Raw genomic sequence first — 19823 nt, forward strand, 5'->3', positions numbered from 1 at the left:
TTCGCGACCTGGAACGACCTGCAGAAACTCAATCTCTTCAAATTCCTCGGCGGGCTCGCCTCGTGAGCCGACGCCAGCCCCCGATGGTTCCCCGAATGATTCAGAACGACAGTCGCCTCATGATCCGAACCCGTGGCCGCATCCTTGGACCTAGCGTACTGGCGCTGGCCGCCGCCGCCGGCCTGGCGGGCCCGGCGTTGGCCCAGACGTCTGCGCCGCAGCAGCCCGCAGCCCAGACGCCGCAGCCGGCCGCGCAAGCCGCCCCCGCCGCACAGGTCGAGGAGCGGGGCGTCGTCAACCGCATCGTGGTCCGAGGCAATCAGCGTATCGATCAGACCACGGTCCTGTCCTATCTGCCGATCCAGCCGGGCGACACCATCGACGCGGCGACGATTGACGTGGCCGTGCGCACCCTGTCGCGGACCGGCCTGTTCGCCAACGTGCAACTGGGCCTTCAGGCGAACGGCGACCTGATCGTCGAGATCGCCGAGAACCCGATCATCAACCAGGTGACGTTCGAAGGTAACAAGGCCCTCACCGAGAAGAAGCTGACGGACGAGGTCACGATCAAGCCGCGCGGCATCTACACCCGCGCCCGGGTGCAGGAAGACGTCGGCAAGATTATCGAACTGTATCGCCTCTCGGGCCGCATCTCGGCCACGGTGACGCCCAAGCTGGTCCAGCTGGAGCAGAACCGCATCGACGTGGTGTTCGAGATCGACGAAGGCCCCGAAACCGGCGTCGCAGCCATCACCTTCCTGGGCAATTCGGCCTTTTCGGACAGCGACCTGCGCGAGGTCATGGTCACGAAACAGTCCAGCTGGTGGCGACTGTTCAGCTCTAACGATAACTACGACCCGAACCGGCTGGATTACGACCGGGAGCAACTGCGGAAATTCTATACCAACCGCGGCTATTACGACTTCCGCATCCTGTCGTCGGTGGCCGAACTGAAGCCCGATGGCGGCGCGTTCGGCATGACCATCACCCTGGACGAGGGCGACCGTTACAATTTCGGCGAGGTCAAGGTCGTCACCGAGAACGACCGTCTGAACGCGGACTTCCTTCAGCGTCTGCTGCCGATCCGGTCGGGCGACCTGTATGAAAGCGACCGTATCGAAAGCGCGGTCGACGCCCTGACCTTTGCGGCCGGGTCGGCGGGCTACGCCTTCGTCGAGATCAATCCGACCTATCGCGCCAATCCCGAAACCGACACGGTCGACGTGACCTTCAACCTGAAGGAAGGCCAACGGGTCTATATCGACCGGATCAATGTGGTCGGAAACACCCAGACCCTGGATTCGGTCATTCGTCGCGAGCTGATGGTGGGCGAGGGCGACGCCTTCAACCGCAGTCTGGTGGAGCGGTCGCGCAACAACCTGCGCGCCCTGGGCTTCTTCAAGGACGTCAAGATCGAGGAAACGCGGGGCAGCGCGCCGGATCGCACCGTGGTCAACGTCACCGTGGAAGAGCAGCCCACCGGCGAACTGTCGGTCGGAGCCGGTTTCAGCTCGGTCGACTCCTTCGTGCTGAACCTGGGCGTCACCCAGCGCAACTTCCGCGGTCGGGGTCAGAACGTCGTGGCTCGCGCCGAGTGGGGCTCGCTGCGTCAGCAGATCGACTTCCGCTTCACCGAGCCGAAATTCATGGGCCGCGACCTGCGGGCCGGATTCGACCTGTTCCACACCCGCTACGACCTCAGCGAGTATTCGTCCTATGACTATCGCTCGACGGGCGGAGGTTTGCGGCTCAGCTACCCTCTGAACGGCTATTCGTTGTTCAGCGTCCGTTACTTCCTGAAGAACGACGAAGTCATCATTCCCTCGGGCTATTGCAACGGAACGGGGTCTTCGGCCCTGTGCGATCAGGCCGGGGCCTTCATGAACTCGTCGGCGGGCTATACGCTGATGGTCGATCGCCGCAACGATCCCGTGCGGCCGACGCGCGGCTGGAACGCTTCCTTGCGTCAGGACATCGCCGGCATCGGCGGCGATGTGAACTATCTCAAGACCGAGGCCGACGCCTCCTGGTATTGGGGCATCAGCCCGGCCTGGATCGTCAGCGTGCAGGGCTCGACCGGCTATGTGTCGGGCTGGAACGGCGATCCGATCCGGATCAACGACCGCTTCTTCAAGGGCGGCAACACCTTCCGCGGCTTCGAGACCGCCGGCATGGGCGCGCGTGATCTGACCACGACCGACGCCCTGGGCGGCAACTTCTACGCCATCGGCACGGTTGAACTGACGGTGCCCAACTATCTGCCCGATGAATACGGCATCAAGACCTCGCTGTTCGCTGACGTGGGCACGCTGGGAATGCTGGACGATCGCTATCAGGTCGACTCCGTCACCGGCCAGCCCAATCCGAACATCGTGGACAACCTCGCGCTGCGGGCCGCGGCCGGCGTCAGCATTCACTGGCGCTCGCCCATGGGACCGATCCGCTTCGATCTGTCCAAGGTCCTGTCGAAGGAAGACTACGACAAGACCGAGACCTTCCGCTTCTCCACCTCGACCCAGTTCTAACCGCAGCCTTCCAGACTGCTCAAAGGTTCAAGATGAAACTGTTCGCTATCGGCGCTTTCGCCCTCGCTTCGCTGACCGCCTCGGCGGCCATGGCCCAATCGCAAGCTCCGGCTAACCCCGGTCCGGTGCTCCCGGGCGTCTGTTCCGTTTCGGGTGAGCAAATTCTGCTCGGGTCTGCTGCCGGGCAGGCCCTGCAAGCCCGCATGGTCCAGTTGGCCCAGGAAGCCCAGGGCGAGCTCGCCCCCTACGCTCAGCAGATTCAGACCGAGTACCAGGCGCTGCAACAGGGCGCCTCGACCATTCCGGCCGACCAACTGAACCAACGTCGTCAGCAACTGGAGCAGCGCGCCCGCGAAGCCCAGCAGCTGGAGCAGACCCGCGACGCCGAACTCCGCTACACGCAAGGTGTTCAGGCCAGGGCGATCGAAGAAGCCGCACGTCCGCTCATCCTCGCAGTCTACCAGGAACGTGGTTGCGGCGTCCTGCTGCGTGGCGAAAGCGTCGCCTTTATCAACCCGGCGATGGATATCACGGGCACCGTCCTGCAACGCCTGAACACGGCCCTGCCGACGCTCAGCTTCAACCGTATGACGGTTCCGGCCCAGCCGCAGTCGTAAAGGCGGGTCAATGCCCGATCCGAGGTTCTTTCAGACCCTGTCTCCCCTGACGGTCGCCGCCCTCGCCGAGCAAATCGGCGGGGAGGTGGTCCGGGGCGGCGAAGTCGTCATCTCGGCCGTCGCGCCCCTGTCCACTACGGACCGGGGCGCGATCGCGTTTCTGGGTGACCGGAAGTTCGCAGCGGCCCTGGCTGAAACCCAGGCCGGTTGCGTTATCGTGCCCGCCTCCGCGGTCGAGGCCGCGCCAGCGGGTGCGGCGGTGATCGTGTCCGGCGAGGCCCAGGCCGCCTGGGCGCGGGCTTCGGCCCTGTTGCATCGTCCCGTCCGTCTGGATCGCGCGGCCAGCGTCGCCGACGTGATCGAGGACGACAGCGTCGTGATCGAGCCCGGCGTGGTGCTGGGCGAAGGCGTCCGAATCGGTCGCGGCACGCGCATCGGCGCCAACACCGTCATCGGCCCCGGCGTCCAGATCGGCCGCGACTGCCTGATCGGTTCGAACGTCACCGTCGGCTTCGCCCTGATCGGCGACCGGGTGAAGCTGCTGTCCGGCGCGCGTATCGGGGAATCGGGCTTCGGCGCGGCCGGATCAAAGGCCGGGCCGGTGGATATCCCGCAGCTGGGTCGCGTCATCCTTCAGGACGGCGTCACGGTCGGCGCCAACTCCTGTATCGACCGGGGCGCCTATGACGACACCGTCATCGGCGAGAATACCAAGATCGATAACCTGGTCATGATCGGCCACAATTGCGTCATCGGCCGCAACAACCTGATGGCGGCGCATACCGGCATCTCGGGTTCGGTCACGACCGGCGACAACTGCATCTTCGGCGGCCGCGCCGGCGTCGGCGACCACATCACCATCGGCGAGGGCGCGCGCGTCGCGGCCGGCGGCGGCGTTCTGGCCGATGTGCCGCCGGGCGAGACCTGGTCCGGCTATCCTGCAAAACCCCTGCGCCAATCCTTGCGCGAAGCCATCTGGCTGGCCAAACAGGCGTCCCAGAAAAAGGGCGCGAAAGAATCATGAGCGACGACAACAAGATCGACTACGCCGAAGTGATGCGGCGCCTGCCGCACCGCTATCCCTTCCTGCTGGTCGACAAGGCCGAGGACTTCGTGGCGGCGACCTCGATCGTCGGCATCAAGAACGTCACCCACAACGAGCCCTTCTTCCCCGGCCACTTCCCGATCGATCCGGTCATGCCGGGCGTCCTGATCGTCGAGGCCATGGCCCAGACGGGCGCCCTGCTGATGTCCAAGAGTCTGGATGTTGCGGTGGCCGACAAGGTCATCATGTTCATGTCGATCGACGGGGTGCGCTTCCGCAAGCCCGCCCGCCCGGGCGATCAGCTGCGCATGGAGGTCAAGGTGATCCGCGCGCGCGGCGACGCCTACAAGTTCCGCGGCGAGACCTTCATCGACGGCAAGCTGGCCGCCGAGGCCGAGTTCATGGCCATGGTCGTGACCGTGGCGGAGCCCGCCCAGTGACCATCCACCCGACCGCCGTCGTCGACGCCTCGGCCCAGATCGCCGACGGGGTCGTGATCGGCCCCTGGTGCATCGTCGGCCCGGGCGTGACCCTGGCCGAGGGCGTCAAGCTGGTCAGCCATGTGGTGGTCCAGCAGGACACCAGCGTCGGCGCGCGGACGGTCATCCATCCCTTCGCCGTTATCGGCGGCGACCCGCAGCACAACGGCTACAAGGGCGAGCCGGTGCGGCTGGAGATCGGCGCTGACAACGTCATCCGCGAGCACGCCACCTTCAACCGCGGCACGCCGCAGGGGACGGGCGTGACGCGCGTCGGATCGAACGGCCTGTTCATGACCGGCGCTCACGTCGGCCACGACTGCGTCGTTGGCGACAATGTCGTCATGGCCAACAACGCCACTCTGGGCGGCCATGCCCAGATTGGGGACAAGGTCTTCCTGGGCGGCCTGTGCGCCGTGCACCAGAATGGCCGGGTGGGGCAGGGCGCCATCGTCGGCGGTCTGGCCGCCGTGACGCGCGACGTCATCCCCTACGGCTCGGCCTGGGGCAATCACGCCAGCCTGCACGGGCTCAACCTGATCGGGCTGAAGCGCAAGGGCTATGGCAAGGACGCGGTGCGTCGTCTGCTGGCCGCCTATCGCGACCTGTTCGAGGGCGACGGCGTCTTCGCCGAGCGTCTGGATCGGGTCGAGACAACCTACGCCGACCTGCCCGAGATCATGGAGATCGTCGCCTTCATCCGCGACGGCGCCAAGCGACCGCTCTGCCTGCCGGGCAAGGAATGAAGCCGGCGCCCAAGCTGGCCCTGATCGCGGGCGGCGGCGACCTGCCGGCCCGTATCGCGGCGCGGTGCGAGGCCGAGGGACGGGCGGTTTACATCATCCGTCTGGCGGGGTTCGCCGACGCCCATCTGGTGCGCTGGCCGGGTGCCGAGTTCGGCATGGCCGAGATCGGTCGCATCCTGAAGGCGATGAAGGCTGAGGGCTGCGAGGCTGTCTGCCTGGCGGGCTATGTGAACCGACCGGACTTCAAGAACCTGAAGCCTGACTTCAAGGGCGCGACCCTGCTTCCCGGCATCGTGGCGGCGGCGACCAAGGGCGACGACGCCCTGTTGCGCAAGATCCTGTCGGTGTTCGAAGCCGAGGGTTATGCGGTCGAGGGCGCGGACGACATTCTTGGCGGCGAGGCTCTGGCAGCGGGCGCATTGGGCGCGATCACGCCGACAGCAGAGCAATTGGCAGATCTGAAGAAGGCGCTGCACGTCGCTGAAAAATCGGGTGAACTGGATATCGGTCAGGGCGCGGTCGTCTGCGACGGTCTGGTGCTGGCGGTCGAGGCGCAGGAAGGTACCGACGAAATGCTGCGCCGTGTGGCGGACCTGCCGGCGGATCTGCACGGCGCGCCGGGCGCGCTGAAGGGCGCGCTGGGCAAGGCGCCCAAGCCGATCCAGGACCTGCGGGTGGACATGCCGGTCATCGGCCCGACGACGGTAGAGCTGGCCGCCGCCGCCGGTTTGGCGGGCATCGGCGGTTTCGCCGGGCGGTTGATCGTCATCGACCATGAAGCCCTGGTCGAGGCGGCGGACCGTCTGGGCCTGTTCGTCTGGGGCGTCCAGCGATGAGCCGTCCGCTGAAGATCATGCTGGTCGCGGCCGAGGCGTCTGGCGACGCTCTGGGCGCCGGGCTGGCCCGCGCGCTGAAAACGCGTCTGGGTCCGGATGTCGCCTTCGTCGGCGTCGGCGGTCCCAAGATGGCGGCCGAGGGCGTCGCCAGCCCCTTCGACATCGCCGAACTGTCCATTCTGGGCTGGATCGAGGGGCTGAAGGCCTATGGTCTGGTCAAGCGCCGGGTGGCCGACACGGTCGCGCTGGCCAAGGCTGAGCGGCCAGACGCCGTCGTCCTGATCGACAGCTGGGGCTTTACCATCCGCGTGGCCAAGGCCCTGCGTGAGGTGCTGCCGGGCGTGCCGCTGATCAAATATGTCGGGCCGCAGGTCTGGGCCTCGCGTCCGGGCCGGGCCAAGACCCTGGCCGCCAGCGTCGATCACCTGCTGTCGCTCTACAGCTTCGACGCGCCGTGGTTCGAGCGCGAGGGCTTGCCGACGACGGTCGTGGGCTCGCAGGCTCTGCACGTGGACATGGCCAGCGCCGACGGCGCCCGTTTCCGCGCCGCGCGCGGCATCGCCGCCGACGCGCCCCTGCTGCTGGTCCTGCCGGGCAGTCGGCCCAGCGAGATCACGCGCATGACCCCCGTGTTCGAAGCGACGGTGAAGCGGCTGAAGGCGGCCGACCCCGCGCTGGAGATCGCCGTCGTCGCCGCCGGCACCGTGGCCGCCGACGTGGCCGGCCGCGTCGCCGCCTGGCCCTTCCGCGCCCATCTGGTGCAGGAAGCCGACAAGTACGATGCGATGAAGGCGGCCAACGTCGCCCTGGCCACCAGCGGCACGGTCTCGACCGAACTGGCCCTGGCGGGCGCGCCCATGGTCATCGCCTACAAGATCGACGGGCTGTCCTACCTACTGATGAAGAACCTGGTGACGGCCAAGCACATCACCCTGTTCAACATCGCCGCCGATGACCGTATCGCGCCCGAGTTCATCCAGAACGACGCCACGCCCGAGAAGCTGGCTGAGGCGGTCGGCCATCTGCTGTCAGACCCGCAGGCCGCCGCTGACCAGGCCGCACGCCAGACGGCGGCGCTGGACCTGATGGGCCGCGGCGGTCCCGATCCGTCGGAACTGGCGGCGGATGCGGTGTTGAGGGTGATCGCGGCTGGCATGAGCTGACCGGGCGGCGGGGCCGTAACCGCCTTAGGCTTTAGGGATTTTCAGTCCGTCTTCTGCTGGTTTGGCGTAGCGGTCGAACGGACGGGATGGATGAACGTGCGGAGCTTTGCGTCAATGCCCGTCGAGATTCGCCACATCTCCGCCTGATCGACTGGGCCATGGTGGTGCCAACTCGTCTCCACGAATACTCCATCGACGATAAGAGCCAGTCGGCAAGTTCGTGAAGGAGCGTCAGGCTGGCAGACGACAAGTGGCCACCGCTGGTCTGTGGTGAGAATTGGCGCGGCCTGGCTTCCGCCCGCCCGCAGCCTCGAAAAGGCGTACCAATTCGGCGACTGGGATACGCCGCTCGCATCGCGAACTTCATTGATTTCCGCGCGGACCAGGGGCTTCGCTTGAGGGGAAGACGCGCTGCCAGGCCGCTCCGCAAACGGCGGGGATGACCATTGCATCTGCCCCATCATCATTACGCGAAAACCGCGTATGCTGTCTCCGAGCGCGGCGTCCTTACGCTCGCACCCAGAGGCTACGGCGGCTTCGCCGAGATCGAGGTTGCAGAACTCTATGACGGCGGTCTGTTCGCCAGCGCTGAGTTCGAGGATATCTGCACGCCTTACCGCTTCGAAGGTGAAGGTGTCGAAATCGAGCCGGGTAGGTGTCTCACGGCAAGAGCCCAATAAGCAGGTGAGCAAGCCGACGGAGGTTGCAAGGGAGACCCTCAAGCTGATGAGCACGATTTCCGTTACCCCTATCCGTGACTTGGAGGGCGGCTTTCGCGAGCCGCAGCCTACCGCGTCATCCAGGGCTTGTTGGAGCCGGACTTGACGGTGACGGACTGGTCGCGCTGGAGGCCGCCCTTTTGGGGCGGGCCGGGGCGGGCCTTCTGGGCGGCCTGCTTGAGACGCAGCGCGCGCTGGGCGGGCGTCTCGGCGGGTTTGTCGTCCGGGTTGCTCATGAGGGCCAGCGCCTATTTCTTGCGGAACTGGTCCAGGGAGACGACCTTGGGGCCGTCGCCGTCACCCGAGGGGGGCGGGGCGGCGTTCGGGTCGCGGGCCGGGGGCGTCAGGGGCGCGATCTCGGCCTCGACGATTTCCGGCTCCTCGAACTGCAGCAGGAACTGGACGCTGGGGTCGTAGAAGCGGGTCACGGCCGAATAGGGCATGGCCAGGACCTTGGGCATGCCGCCGAACTTCAGCATGATCGAGAAGCGGTCGTGCTCGACGCTCAGATCCCAGTACTGATGCTGCAGGACGATGGTCATTTCGTCGGGGTATTTGGCCAGCACGTCCGGCGGCACCGAAACGCCGGGCGCCCGCGTCTTGAACGTGATGTAGAAATGGTGGGCCCCGGGGATGCCGGCCGGCTCGGCGGCGCGTTCCAGCGCCGAGCGGATCACGCCGCGCAGGGCGTCCTGGGCGAGCTGCTCATAGTGCATCTCATCGACCGGGGGAGTTTGATCCGACATCGGGGGCCTCGAAACTGGGAACGGCCGACTGTTACCCGCGACAGGCGAGCGACGGAAGATGGCGATGTCAGGAAAGTGGAGGGCTTCTGTTGCCAGGCGCCCTCCGGGCCCCGCCTGAGGATCTGAACCCCCAGGACTTAAGTGTTCGAAATCAACCGAACCGCATTACGCGGCGAGGCGGACTTCTCCAGCGAAGTTATCGTTCGCAGTTACAATATGGCCCGATACGGTGGGCCAGGACGAGCGAAAGCATCTTCTTTACACGTCCGTCGATGCTAGTCGGCCCCATGCTGCCTCCGCCGATAACGCGGGGAAGAAGTTGGTGGAGCCGCCGGGAATCGCACCCGGGTCCGGTCCGCTTATTACAAGCGCGTTTATCGCCATAGTCCGGGCGAACCCGAACAAATCCAATATAGGCGTTGCGCCGTCGCGTTCCAAGGGGAAGCCGTTGAAATCCGTCAGGCGAAGCCCGGATGACGCGGCCAGTCGCGGGTCTGGTTGCGGAACCAGGTCAGCTGGCGCTTGGCGTAGTGGCGGGTGGACAGGCGGATGGCGGCGACGGCCTGGTCCAGCGAGGTCTCGCCCGACAAGTGGGCGGCCAGTTCGGGGACGCCGACGGCCTTCATAGCGGGCAGGGCGGGATCGAGGTCGCGGGCCAGCAGGGCGCGGACCTCGTCCACGGCTCCGTTCTGGATCATCTGGCTGATCCGGGCGTCGCAGGCGGCGTAGAGGCGATCGCGCGGCGGCTCGACGACAAGGGCGTCGTAGGAGCCGGGCGCCAGCAGGGGCTGGGTGTCGGCCTTCCAGTCGCTGAGCGAGCGGCCGGTGGACTGGGCCACAGCCAGGGCGCGGACTAGGCGCTGGCGGTCGCCGGGGGTGATGGCGGCGGCGGCGATGGGGTCGACCTCAGCCAGACGGCGGCGGAAGATAGCCTCGCCCTCAAGGTCATAAACGGCCTGCACCGCATCGCGCACGTCATCCGGGACGGCGGGAATGTCGGCCAGACCACGCGTCAGGGCGTTGAAATAGAGGCCGGTGCCGCCGACCAGCAGGGCGGGACGACCTTCCGCGGCCAGTTCGTCCAGCAGGGGCGTGACGGCGCGGGTCCAGCGGCCGACGGACCAGGATTCGCCGGCGTCGGCGACGCCATAGAGGCGGTGCTCGGCGCGGGCTTCATCCTCGACCGTCGGGCGGGCGCTGAGGATGCGCAGGTCGGCGTAGAGCTGCTGGCTGTCGGCGTTGACGATGACGGCGCCGGTCCGCTCGGCCATCTCCAGCGCCAGACGTGACTTGCCCGAGGCGGTCGGGCCGGCGATCAGGGTGAGGCGGGGCGCTTTGGTCAAAGGAACGGGCTCGCGAACAGGACCAGAGGGCGATAGAACGCCCGCGACCGGCCCGGCAAGGGCCAAGGAGCAAAGCCTTGATCGACCGCACCGCCGTAACCGCCGCCCTCGACGCCGTTGTGGACCCGAAATCGGGACAGGGGCTGGTCGCCGCCGGTCTGGTTCAGGGGTTGATGGTGGGCGAGGACCGGGCGGGCTTCGTCATGGAGGTTCCCGCGGGCGAGACGGCGATCTACGCCCCCGTGCGCGACGCGGCCGAAGCGGCGCTGAAAGCCATCTCTGGCATGGCGCGGGTGTCGGTCGTCCTGACCGCCGAGACGGCGCCCGCCGCCGCGCCGCGCCGCACGGCGGGCCTGTCCAAGGCCGCGACCGATCAGGGCCGGGCCAAGGCGCCGGTCCCGACCGAGCGCCCCGCCCATGTGAAGCGCGTCCTGGCCGTGGCCAGCGGCAAGGGCGGGGTCGGCAAGTCGACGGTGGCGGTCAATCTGGCGGCGGCGCTGGCGGCGAAAGGCCTGTCGGTCGGGGTGCTGGACGCCGACGTCTATGGGCCGTCGCTGCCGACCATGCTGGGGGTTTCGGGCCAGCCGGCTTATGTGGACGGGGCCATCGTCCCCCACGTCGCCCACGGCCTGAAGGCCATGTCGGTCGGCCTGTTGACCAAGGCCGACGACGCCATGATCTGGCGCGGGCCGATGGCGTCGCAGGCCATCACCCAGATGCTGACCCAGACGCGCTGGGGCACGGAGGACGCGCCGCTGGACGTGCTGGTGGTCGATCTGCCGCCGGGCACCGGCGACGTGCAACTGACCCTGATCCAGAAGACGCCGCTGGACGGCGCGGTCATCGTCTCGACCCCGCAGGAGGTGGCGCTGGCGGATGCGCGCCGGGCCCACACCCTGTTCCAGCGCGTCAATGTGCCGACGCTGGGCCTGATCGAGAACATGAGCGGCCCGGTGTTCGGCCAGGGCGGGGCCGAGGCCGAGGCCGCCCGGCTGGGCGTGGCCTTCCTCGGCGACCTGCCGCTGGATGCGGCCCTGCGTCAGGCGGGCGACGCCGGCCAGCCGCTGGTTTCGGCGGAACCGAACGGCGAGGTCGCGGCCCGGTTCGCGGCGGTGGCGGCGCGGGTGGCGGAGAGCCTCGGCCTGTAAGGCCGAGACGCTTCCTCAGACGTCCAGGTCGGCGATGGCGAAGCGGGCGTTTTCCTGGATGAACTGGTAGCGGGCCTCGGCCTTGCGACCCATCAGGCGTTCGACCAGATCCTCGATCTCTTCCTCGCTCTCGGGCAGGGAGACGCGCGCCAGGGTCCGCTTCTTCGGATCCATGGTGGTCTCCTTCAACTGCGAGGCCATCATCTCGCCCAGGCCCTTGAAGCGCCCGATCTCGACCTTCTTGCCCTTGAAGACGGTGGCCATCAGCTCGTCGCGGTGGGCGTCGTCGCGGGCGTATTCCGACAGGGGACCGGCCGAAATCCGGTAGAGCGGCGGCAGGGCCATGAAAAGGCGGCCCTGACGGATGGTCTCGGGCATGGAGCGATAGAAGAAGGTGATCAGCAGGGCCGCGATGTGGGCGCCGTCGACGTCAGCGTCGGTCATTATGACGATACGCTCATAGCGCAGGTCTTCGATGTTGAACCGGCTGCCAGGCTGGACGCCCAGGGCCAGGGCCAGATCCGACAGTTCGATGTTCTGACGCAGCTTGTCCGCCGTGGCCGAGGCGACGTTCAGGATCTTGCCGCGCAGGGGCAGGATGGCCTGGGTGGTGCGGTCGCGCGCCTGCTTGGCCGAGCCGCCGGCCGAGTCGCCCTCGACAATGAACAGTTCAGTGCCCTGGGCCGACTGGCGCGAGCAGTCGGACAGCTTGCCCGGCAGGCGCAGCTTGCGGGTCGCGGCGGCGCGCTGGACCTCCTTGTCCTTGCGGCGGCGCAGGCGGTCCTCGGCCCGGTCGATCACGAAGCCGAGCAGGGTGTTGGCCTGTTTCGGGCTTTCGGTCAGCCAGTGGTCGAAGGGGTCGCGCAGCAGTTGTTCGGTCAGGCGCTGGCCCTCGGGCGAGGACAGGCGGTCCTTGGTCTGGCCCTGGAATTCCGGGTTGCGGATGAAGACCGAAATCATGGCGCCGGCGTTGGCGATGACGTCTTCGGCCGTGATCTGGCCGGCGCGCTTCTCGTTGATCAACTCGCCATAGGCCTTCAGGCCCTTGACCAGAGCCGAGCGGAAGCCCGCCTCGTGCGTGCCGCCGTCGGGGGTCGAGACGGTGTTGCAGTAGGAGGCGATGAAGCTGTCGGCGTCGCCGAAGCCGATCGGCGACCAGGTGACGGCCCATTCCAGCGCGCCTGCCTCGCCCTTGCGCTCGGCGCGGCCGGCGAAGACGGGGGTGACGGTCTCCAGTTCGCCCACGCGCTCGGCCAGGGCGTCGGCCAGACCGCCGGGGAAGTGCAGGGTGGCCTCAGCGGGCGTGGCGTCGGTGATGCGGTCCGGCGCGCAGGTCCATTTGATCTCGACGCCGCGGAACAGATAGGCCTTGGCGCGGGCCATGCGGAACAGGCGGGCGGGCTTGAAGGCCGCGCCGACGCCGAAGATCTGCTTATCCGGGTGGAAGCGGATCAGGGTGCCCTTCTTCTTCGAAGGGCCGACTTGCTGGATGGGGCCGAGAACGTGACCGCGGCTGAAGGACTGGCGCCATTCGAAGCCGTCGCGCCAGACCGTGACGTTCAGATGGTCCGACAGGGCGTTGACCACCGAGACGCCGACGCCGTGCAGGCCGCCCGAGGTTTCGTAGGCCTTGCCCGAGAACTTGCCGCCCGAGTGCAGCACGGTCATGACGACTTCCAGCGCCGACTTGCCCGGGTGCTTGGGATGGGGGTCGACCGGGATGCCGCGCCCGTCGTCCTTGACCGACAGGAAGCCGTCGGCGTCCAGGTCGACGGTGATCAGCTTGGCGTGGCGGGCCACAGCCTCGTCCATCGCGTTGTCGAGGACTTCGGCGAACAGGTGGTGCAGGGCGCGTTCGTCGGTGCCGCCGATATACATGCCGGGGCGCTTGCGGACCGGCTCCAGCCCTTCCAGCACTTCGATCGAGGAGGCGGAGTAGCCGGTGGCGGCCGCCGTCGCCGTGCTGGCGTGGCTGGCCAGCTCGACCTTGGGCTCATGCACGGCGGGCGCGGGAGCCGCGACGACGGGCGCCGGAGCGGGTTGGGGCGCCGCCGCCTCGGGGCGGGTCGGTTCAGCGTCGTCGAGCGTAGAGAACAGGTCGGCCATCGGTGCAGTCTGAGGCGATTCGGGGACCGGACTGGTAGGCTCCGCGTCGCCTCGGGGCAAGCGTGACCCGGCCGAACGAAGGTTCGGGATAAACGGCGCGCGCCAGGACGGTCAGGCACAGGGTCCAGGGCAGGGCCTGGGCGCTGACCAGCACGCTCTCGGAGAAGGTCAGCAGGATATAGACGCTGAGATAGGCGATGCTCCAGAAGCCTTCGCGCAGACCCGCCCTCGGCAGGCGGATCAGGGTCACGACGTAGGACGAGGCCATGATCGTGCCGACCAGGATCGCGCCCGGCCAGCCCAACTGGACCAGCAGGTCGATCCAGCCGTTGTGCGCCGACGGCACCAGCCAGCCCGTCTGGTAGCGCACCCAGGTGGCCGGGGCGGACTCCAGGCCCCAGAAGGCGTTGTAGCCATAGCCGGTCCAGGGCCGCTCGGCGATCTTGACGAACAGGGCGTCCCAGATGTCGGTTCGGCCGGTCAGCGACGGATCCTTGCCCAGGGCGGCCAGGATTTCGGCGGATTCATAAGTCCATAGCCACCAGCCGGCGGCGGCGCCGACCACGCCCATCCAGACGGCGGCGACCGCCAGGGCGGGACCGCCGCGCTTGAGGGTCCACAGGACGCCGATCATGCCGACGCCCAGCATGATGCAGAGCAAGGACGTCTTGGACCGGGTCGCCAGAACCAGCAGGATGCACAGCAGGATGGCCAGCAGCGGCGTCAGACGCAGCCGGTCCTCGGACGCCGCCCAGGCTGCGGCGGCGGTGCCACCCGCCGCCATGACCATGCCCATCTGGTTCTTCTCGTACCAGACGCCGCGCCACATCCCGGCGTTGATGTCCTGATGCACGCCGATGGACGGCACGGCGAAGACCATGAAGATGCTCAGCAGTCCCAGAATGAAGATGCAGCGCGTCAGCAGGCGGGGCAGGTGCGGGCCGTGGAAGGTCGAGCCAAGGTAGATGGCGAATGAGCCGCTGAAGATCATGGCGATGACACGACGGCTGGTCGTGGCCGGATCGAGCGACCAGTATTTCGAGGCGAAGGCCAGGCCGACGATGCAGGCCCAGGCCGCGATCGCCGGCCAGGCCTTGATCACGGTCTTGAAGCGCAGCAGCAACAGACCCGCCGTCAGGGCGTAAACCGGCAACCAGAACAGGCGCAGCAAAGGCGTCTCGCCCTGATCCGGCGCCAGGACCGGTCCGATCAGGGCGCCGGTCAGCATACAGATGACAAAGCCCGCCGCGACCTGTTCCCACACGGGCGGGCCGGGACGGATCGCTTCGGGCTCTGGACGGATGGCGCGCACGGCTGCACGGTCGCCGAACAGGGTTAAGGAAGGGTGGGGCATGACCAGTTTAATGCGTGTCCGGCGGGCGGGAGAGCACGCCAGGGTTGGCTTCGTCGAACTGTTTTTCGATCTGGTCTTCGTCTTCGCTATCACCCAGGTCAGCCATCTGTTGCTGGCGCATCTGACGCCGATGGGGGGGCTGGAGGCGGCGATCCTGCTGGCGGCGGTGTGGTGGGTGTGGATCGACACTAGCTGGATCACCAACTGGCTTGACCCCGAGCGGGGGCCGGTGCGGCTGATGCTGTTCGGCCTGATGGCGGCGGGTCTGATCATGTCGACGTCGCTGCCCGAGGCGTTCGGCGACAAGGGGATGGTCTTCGCCTGCGCCTTTGCCTCCATCCAGGTGGGGCGCAGCCTGTTCACCCTGTGGGCGGTGCGCGGGTCGTCGGTTCAGAAGGCCAACTTTCAGCGGATATCGGCCTGGGCGATGCTGGGGGCGGTGTTCTGGATCGGCGGCGGGCTGGCCGAGGGGCAGATGCGGCTGCTGATCTGGCTGATCGCGCTGGCGTTGGAGTTCACGGCGCCGGCCGTCGCCTTCTTCGTGCCGGGGCTGGGGCGATCGGCCACGACGGACTGGGATGTCGAAGGCGCGCACCTGGCCGAACGCGTCGGTCTGTTCATCATCATCTGCCTGGGCGAATCGATCATCATCACCGGGGCGACGTTCGCGGAACTGGCCTGGACGCCGCCGGTGGTCGCCGCCTTCGTGTCGGCCCTGATCGCCGCCATCACCATGTGGTGGCTGTTCTTCAACGAGGCGCATGAGGCGGCGTCGGAGACCTTCATCCACGCCGCCGATCCGGGCGCGATCGCGCGGCGGGTCTATACCTATTGCCCGATCATCGTGGTGGCGGGGATCGTGGTGACGGCGGTCGGGGACGAACTAGCGCTGGCCCATCCGATGGGCGTGACACCGGCGGCGACGGCGGCGGTGCTGCTCGGCGGGCCGCTGCTGTTCCTGTTGGGGACCAGCCTGTCGATCCTGGCCATCTGGGGCAAGGTGGCGTGGCCGCGCGTGGCGGGCGTGGCGGGCGTGGCGGCGCTGGGGTTGGCGGCCCTGGCCTCGCCCCTGCTCACGCCGCTGGCGCTGACCATGACGTCGACGGCCGTGTTGGTGCTGGTCGCGATATGGGAGAGCGCGATCAGCCGTCGCCGGGGCTAGGAGGCCTTCTCCACGAAGCTGTCGATGACCTTCTTCTCGCCGGCCTTCTCGAAGTCGACAACCAGCTTGTTGCCTTCGACCGCGCGCACGTCGCCGTAGCCGAATTTCTGGTGGAAGACGCGGTCGCCGCGCGACCAGTCGCCGCTCGGTTTCGGCGGGGCGATCGGGCGGCTCTGACCCTGGATGACGGCCTTGCGAGCGGGCGTGGAGCCCAAGTTCGAGCGCGAAGGCGGATTTGAGGTGAAGCTCTGGGCGCGTTTCCAGCCGGGGCTGGAATAGCCGGCGCCGAAGGAAGGGGCGTCGTCCCAGCGGCTCTTGGGCTGCTGCACGCCGGGCGAGCCGCCGCCGCTGTAGTAGCCGGTGTCCGACTGCGGATCGACGTGGGCCAGGGGCAGTTCGTCGACGAAGCGGCTGGGGAGTTGCGAGGTCCAGCGACCATAGACCAGGCGGTTGGCGGCGAAGCTGATGCGCGCGTCGCGCTTGGCGCGGGTGACGCCGACGTAGGCCAGGCGGCGTTCCTCCTCGAGGCCCTTCATGCCCTTTTCATCGATGCTGCGCTGGCTGGGGAAGACGCCTTCCTCCCAGCCGGGCAGGAAGACCAGAGGGAACTCCAGACCCTTGGCCCCGTGCAGGGTCATGATCTGCACCGAACCGGTTTCAGACTCCTGATCGGACTTGCGCTCCAGCTCCATGACCAGGGAGACGTGCTCCAGATAGGCTTGCAGGGTGTCGAACGCCTGCATGGCCTGGGTCAGTTCCTTGAGGTTGTCCAGGCGCGTCTGGCCGCTGGTGCGGTCGGCCTTCTGCATGGCGGTGTAGCCGCTCTCGTCCAGCAGGGTCTCGGTCACTTCCCAGTGCGGCATATCGGCGGCCAGTAGGCGCCAGCGGTCCAGGTCGCGCACGAAGTTGGCCAGAGGCGTGCGGGTGCGGGCCTGAAGCTCGTCCGTCGTCAGCAGGTGACGCACCGCCTGCATGGCCGAGACGCCGTTCTCGCGGGCGATGTGCAGGATCTTCTGGACGCTGGTGTCGCCGATGCCGCGCTTGGGCACGTTGACGATGCGCTCGAAGGCCAAGTCGTCGTCCTCGGACTGGATCAGGCGCAGATAGGCGTGGGCGTCGCGGATTTCCGCCCGCTCGAAGAAGCGGGGGCCGCCGATGACCTGATAGGGGACGGCCAGCATCAGGAAGCGTTCCTCGAACGCCCGCATCTGGAAGGAGGCGCGGACCAGAACCGCCATGTCCCGGTACTTCATGCCCTGCTTGCGGGCGGTCTCGATCTCGTCGGCGATCAGACGGGCCTCAGCCTCGCCGTCCCAGACGCCGCGCACGCGCACCTTGTCGCCGCTGTCGTCCTCGGTCCACAGGGTCTTGCCCAGCCGGTCCTGATTGGCGGCGATCAGGGCCGAGGCGGCTCCGAGGATATGCTTGGTCGAGCGGTAGTTGCGCTCCAGTTTGACGATCTTGGCGCCCGGGAAGTCGCGCTCGAAGCGCAGGATGTTGTCCACCTCGGCGCCGCGCCAGCCATAGATCGACTGATCGTCGTCGCCGACGCAGCAGACATTGCCGGTCGAGGAGGTCAGCAGCCGCAGCCAAAGGTACTGGGCGACGTTGGTGTCCTGATACTCGTCCACCAGGATGTAGCGGAAACGGTTGCGGTATTCCGCTGCCAGATCAGCGTGTTGCGACAGAATGGTGAGGTTGTGCAGCAGCAGGTCGCCAAAGTCGCAGGCGTTCAGCGTGGCCAGTCGCTTCTGATAGGCGGCGTAGAGGGCATGACCCTTGCCGTTGGCGAAATCCTCGCCCGGCGGCAGCTTGTCGGGCGTCCAACCGCGGTTCTTCCAGTGGTCGATCAGGTGGGCCAGCGACTTGGGCGTGTGCTTCTTGGTGTCGATATTGGCCGCTTCCAGAAGCTGTTTCAGCAGCCGCTCCTGATCGTCGGTGTCTAGGATGGTGAAGCTGGACTTCAGCCCGACCAGTTCCGAATGGCGGCGCAGGATCTGAGCGGCGACCGAGTGGAAGGTGCCGAGCCAGCGCAGGCCCTCGGCGGAGGGGCCGATCAGATGGCCGACGCGCTCGCGCATCTCGCGCGCGGCCTTGTTGGTGAAGGTGACAACCAGCAGTTCCCAAGGCTTGGCCCGGCCGGTGGCCAGGATGTGGGCGAGACGGGTGGTCAGGACGCGGGTCTTGCCGGTGCCGGCCCCCGCCAGAACCAGAACCGGCCCCTCGGTCGTCTCGACCGCCAGCCTCTGTTCGGGGTTCAGGCCGGACAGATAGTCGCGAACGCCAGCGGCGCCGTCAGGCGAAAGGGCGCGCGCGAGGTCGGAGATACGGGGGGCAGGCAGGTCGGTCACGGGATAGGCGGCTCACGCAAGGCGGATTCGGAGGAGAACATAAGCAGCACAGCGGCCAAAGTCAGGCCCCGATGGAAAATGGACAGGGGGAACCGCCAAGTCTGGCCCCCGTTCTTTGGACTTCAGGTGAGCGACGAGGAGCGCCAAATGACGGACCCCAATATCCCGCCGCCTGAACACATTGTGCACCAGACGACGATCAACACCACGAGCCCTGGGCGAAAGAGCGGGGGCGGCATTCTGGCCTTCGTCGTCGGCGGGCTGATCTTGGCCGCCGTGATCGGCTGGTTCCTTTATTCGGGCGGGCGTCCGGCTGTGCCGGAGGCGCCGGAGGTCAATCTGGACATCAACATTCCCGCGCCCAAGCTGCCGGAGGCGCCGCGACTACCCGACCGCCCGGTTCTGCCTGACGTGCCGAGCCCGGCCGAGCCGCCGACCGTGACGGCGCCGACCGCCGAACCTCGGGCCTGATCTCAGGCTGCGCGGCCCCGTGGTCGTGAAGCGCACCTATTATGGAAGGGGCGAGGTCTACTTGAGCCGGTAGCTGATCGTCGTGACCACGCGGACCTTCTTGTTCAGCGACGTCGCTTCGTCGCCGAAGCCGTCGCGGGGCAGGATTTCGAACGAGCCCTGGCCCGCCGACTTGATCGGTCCCAGCGGCGCGCCGGAGTCCTTGGCGAACTGGACGGCGCCGGTGCGGGCGGCGGCGGTGGCCTCGGCGATCATGGCGGGGCGCACATCGTTCAGCTTGGTGAAGATGTAGGACGGCCCCTGGAAGTCCTGCAGCACCACGCCCTGACGCACCAGATCATTCAGGTTGCGGGTGGTGGTCTGAACCCGGTCAACGTCGTTGGTCCGCACGATCACGGTCTGATTCAGGATGAAGCGGGGGCCGCCGGTCTGGCTGGCGTATTCGCGCGAGCGGGTGTCGGCGACGCCGAGCTGGCCTAGATCGACCGAGGCGTCGGGATAGCCCTGGGCCTTGAGGAACTGGCGCACGATGGCCAGGTCGCCGTCGATGCGGGCCTGCACGTCCGACAGAACATCGCCGGAGGCCGTGAAGCGGATCGGCAGGACGGCCAGATCGGCCTTCACGTCCTTTTCGGCCAGACCCCGCACGGTGACGGAGCGATCCCCGGCGCGGGCGTTGACCACGCCCTGACCGATCAGGGCGCCACCGCCGATCAGGCCGATCGCCAGCAGACCGCCAATGACGGCGGCGGGGATCAGGCGGCTGTCCGTGGTCATGCGTCTTCTCCTGCGAAGCTGCGGTCGCCGCCGGCCCATTGAAGGGCCAGAACGCGGCAGGCCGAGGCGAGGGGACGACGGCCGCGCCAGGCGTCGATGCGGATCAACAGCGCGGCGCGGCCGAGGTCTAGTTCAGCCCCGATGGCGTCCAGCACGGCCCAGAACTCCGGCTCCAGCGCCACCGAGGTGGCGTGGCCGGACAGCAGGACGGAACGCTTGGCGAGGCTGCTCACGG

General features: G+C 67.5%; 19 protein-coding genes and 1 other RNA gene. 11 read left to right on the forward strand and 9 right to left on the reverse strand.

Annotation, left to right across the window (positions count from 1 at the left end; translation table 11 throughout):
- Nucleotides 1-119: 119 nt before the first annotated feature.
- The 8 genes from bamA (at nt 120) to ACREEF_RS06510 (ending at nt 8091) form a co-directional block, all read left to right on the forward strand.
- A complete protein-coding gene (bamA, locus tag ACREEF_RS06475) occupies nt 120-2525 on the forward strand; it encodes an outer membrane protein assembly factor BamA (RefSeq protein WP_431564779.1) in 2406 nt (801 codons plus the stop codon).
- A gap of 32 nt (nt 2526-2557) precedes the next feature.
- Nucleotides 2558-3142 (forward strand): OmpH family outer membrane protein, encoded by a 585-nt coding sequence (locus ACREEF_RS06480; protein WP_431564780.1) that lies wholly within the window; start codon nt 2558-2560, stop codon nt 3140-3142.
- A 10-nt stretch (nt 3143-3152) separates the two neighbouring features.
- Complete coding sequence (gene lpxD / locus ACREEF_RS06485; RefSeq protein ID WP_431564781.1) at nt 3153-4166, forward strand: UDP-3-O-(3-hydroxymyristoyl)glucosamine N-acyltransferase; 1014 nt, start codon at nt 3153-3155, stop codon at nt 4164-4166.
- Entirely contained in the window at nt 4163-4627 is a 465-nt protein-coding gene (gene fabZ, locus ACREEF_RS06490) for a 3-hydroxyacyl-ACP dehydratase FabZ (protein ID WP_178826916.1), read from the forward strand. The genes lpxD and fabZ overlap by 4 nt, the downstream gene beginning before the upstream one ends.
- The gene (lpxA, locus tag ACREEF_RS06495) at nt 4624-5412 is read left to right on the forward strand and encodes an acyl-ACP--UDP-N-acetylglucosamine O-acyltransferase (RefSeq protein ID WP_431564782.1); all 789 of its coding nucleotides are present in this window, start codon (nt 4624-4626) and stop codon (nt 5410-5412) included. The genes fabZ and lpxA overlap by 4 nt, the downstream gene beginning before the upstream one ends.
- Nucleotides 5409-6248: a UDP-2,3-diacylglucosamine diphosphatase gene (gene lpxI, locus ACREEF_RS06500; RefSeq protein WP_431564783.1), complete on the forward strand. Its 840-nt coding sequence runs from the start codon at nt 5409-5411 to the stop codon at nt 6246-6248. The genes lpxA and lpxI overlap by 4 nt, the downstream gene beginning before the upstream one ends.
- Nucleotides 6245-7411: a lipid-A-disaccharide synthase gene (gene lpxB, locus ACREEF_RS06505; protein ID WP_431564784.1), complete on the forward strand. Its 1167-nt coding sequence runs from the start codon at nt 6245-6247 to the stop codon at nt 7409-7411. The genes lpxI and lpxB overlap by 4 nt, the downstream gene beginning before the upstream one ends.
- 446 nt (nt 7412-7857) lie before the next feature.
- Nucleotides 7858-8091, forward strand: a complete 234-nt coding sequence (locus tag ACREEF_RS06510; protein ID WP_431564785.1) for a hypothetical protein — start codon at nt 7858-7860, stop codon at nt 8089-8091.
- A 107-nt stretch (nt 8092-8198) separates the two neighbouring features.
- Here the strand turns inward: ACREEF_RS06510 and ACREEF_RS06515 are convergent, their stop codons facing one another.
- The 4 genes from ACREEF_RS06515 to miaA all read right to left on the reverse strand — a co-directional run bounded on the left by ACREEF_RS06515 (nt 8199) and on the right by miaA (nt 10219).
- Nucleotides 8199-8366, reverse strand: coding sequence for a hypothetical protein (locus tag ACREEF_RS06515; protein WP_431564786.1), 168 nt, complete (start codon nt 8364-8366; stop codon nt 8199-8201).
- Between the two features lie 12 nt (nt 8367-8378).
- Nucleotides 8379-8876, reverse strand: a complete 498-nt coding sequence (locus tag ACREEF_RS06520; RefSeq protein ID WP_431564787.1) for an SspB family protein — start codon at nt 8874-8876, stop codon at nt 8379-8381.
- Between the two features lie 74 nt (nt 8877-8950).
- Nucleotides 8951-9318: a transfer-messenger RNA gene (gene ssrA / locus ACREEF_RS06525) on the reverse strand.
- Nucleotides 9319-9334: 16 nt separating this feature from the next.
- Nucleotides 9335-10219 (reverse strand): tRNA (adenosine(37)-N6)-dimethylallyltransferase MiaA, encoded by an 885-nt coding sequence (gene miaA, locus ACREEF_RS06530; RefSeq protein ID WP_431564788.1) that lies wholly within the window; start codon nt 10217-10219, stop codon nt 9335-9337.
- A 77-nt stretch (nt 10220-10296) separates the two neighbouring features.
- Between miaA and ACREEF_RS06535 the strand changes: the two genes are divergently transcribed.
- The gene (locus tag ACREEF_RS06535; RefSeq protein ID WP_431564789.1) at nt 10297-11367 is read left to right on the forward strand and encodes an Mrp/NBP35 family ATP-binding protein; all 1071 of its coding nucleotides are present in this window, start codon (nt 10297-10299) and stop codon (nt 11365-11367) included.
- Between the two features lie 15 nt (nt 11368-11382).
- Here ACREEF_RS06535 and ACREEF_RS06540 read toward each other — a convergent pair whose 3' ends face one another.
- Together ACREEF_RS06540 and ACREEF_RS06545 are read right to left on the reverse strand one after the other, a co-directional pair.
- The gene (locus ACREEF_RS06540) at nt 11383-13473 is read right to left on the reverse strand and encodes a DNA topoisomerase IV subunit B (protein ID WP_431564790.1); all 2091 of its coding nucleotides are present in this window, start codon (nt 13471-13473) and stop codon (nt 11383-11385) included.
- Entirely contained in the window at nt 13439-14827 is a 1389-nt protein-coding gene (locus ACREEF_RS06545; protein WP_431564791.1) for an O-antigen ligase family protein, read from the reverse strand. The genes ACREEF_RS06540 and ACREEF_RS06545 overlap by 35 nt, the downstream gene beginning before the upstream one ends.
- On the opposite strand from ACREEF_RS06545, the gene ACREEF_RS06550 reads away from it, so the two are divergent.
- Nucleotides 14826-15989 carry a low temperature requirement protein A gene (locus ACREEF_RS06550; protein WP_431564792.1) on the forward strand — a complete coding sequence of 388 codons (1164 nt, stop codon included), beginning with the start codon at nt 14826-14828 and terminating at the stop codon, nt 15987-15989. The two genes, ACREEF_RS06545 and ACREEF_RS06550, sit on opposite strands and share 2 nt — an antisense overlap.
- Here ACREEF_RS06550 and ACREEF_RS06555 read toward each other — a convergent pair.
- The gene (locus ACREEF_RS06555; RefSeq protein ID WP_431564793.1) at nt 15986-18340 is read right to left on the reverse strand and encodes an ATP-dependent helicase; all 2355 of its coding nucleotides are present in this window, start codon (nt 18338-18340) and stop codon (nt 15986-15988) included. The two genes, ACREEF_RS06550 and ACREEF_RS06555, sit on opposite strands and share 4 nt — an antisense overlap.
- Nucleotides 18341-18466: 126 nt before the next feature.
- Here ACREEF_RS06555 and ACREEF_RS06560 point away from each other — a divergent pair, with 126 nt between their 5' ends.
- Nucleotides 18467-18811, forward strand: coding sequence for a hypothetical protein (locus ACREEF_RS06560; RefSeq protein WP_431564794.1), 345 nt, complete (start codon nt 18467-18469; stop codon nt 18809-18811).
- A 57-nt stretch (nt 18812-18868) separates the two neighbouring features.
- Here the strand turns inward: ACREEF_RS06560 and ACREEF_RS06565 are convergent, their stop codons facing one another.
- Together ACREEF_RS06565 and ACREEF_RS06570 are read right to left on the reverse strand one after the other, a co-directional pair.
- Nucleotides 18869-19588: an SIMPL domain-containing protein gene (locus tag ACREEF_RS06565; protein WP_431564795.1), complete on the reverse strand. Its 720-nt coding sequence runs from the start codon at nt 19586-19588 to the stop codon at nt 18869-18871.
- Nucleotides 19585-19821, reverse strand: a complete 237-nt coding sequence (locus ACREEF_RS06570; protein ID WP_431564796.1) for a ribbon-helix-helix domain-containing protein — start codon at nt 19819-19821, stop codon at nt 19585-19587. The genes ACREEF_RS06565 and ACREEF_RS06570 overlap by 4 nt, the downstream gene beginning before the upstream one ends.
- Between the last annotated feature and the right edge of the window lie 2 nt (nt 19822-19823).

It is taken from the genome of Brevundimonas sp., assembly GCF_050729455.1.
Taxonomy (GTDB): domain Bacteria; phylum Pseudomonadota; class Alphaproteobacteria; order Caulobacterales; family Caulobacteraceae; genus Brevundimonas.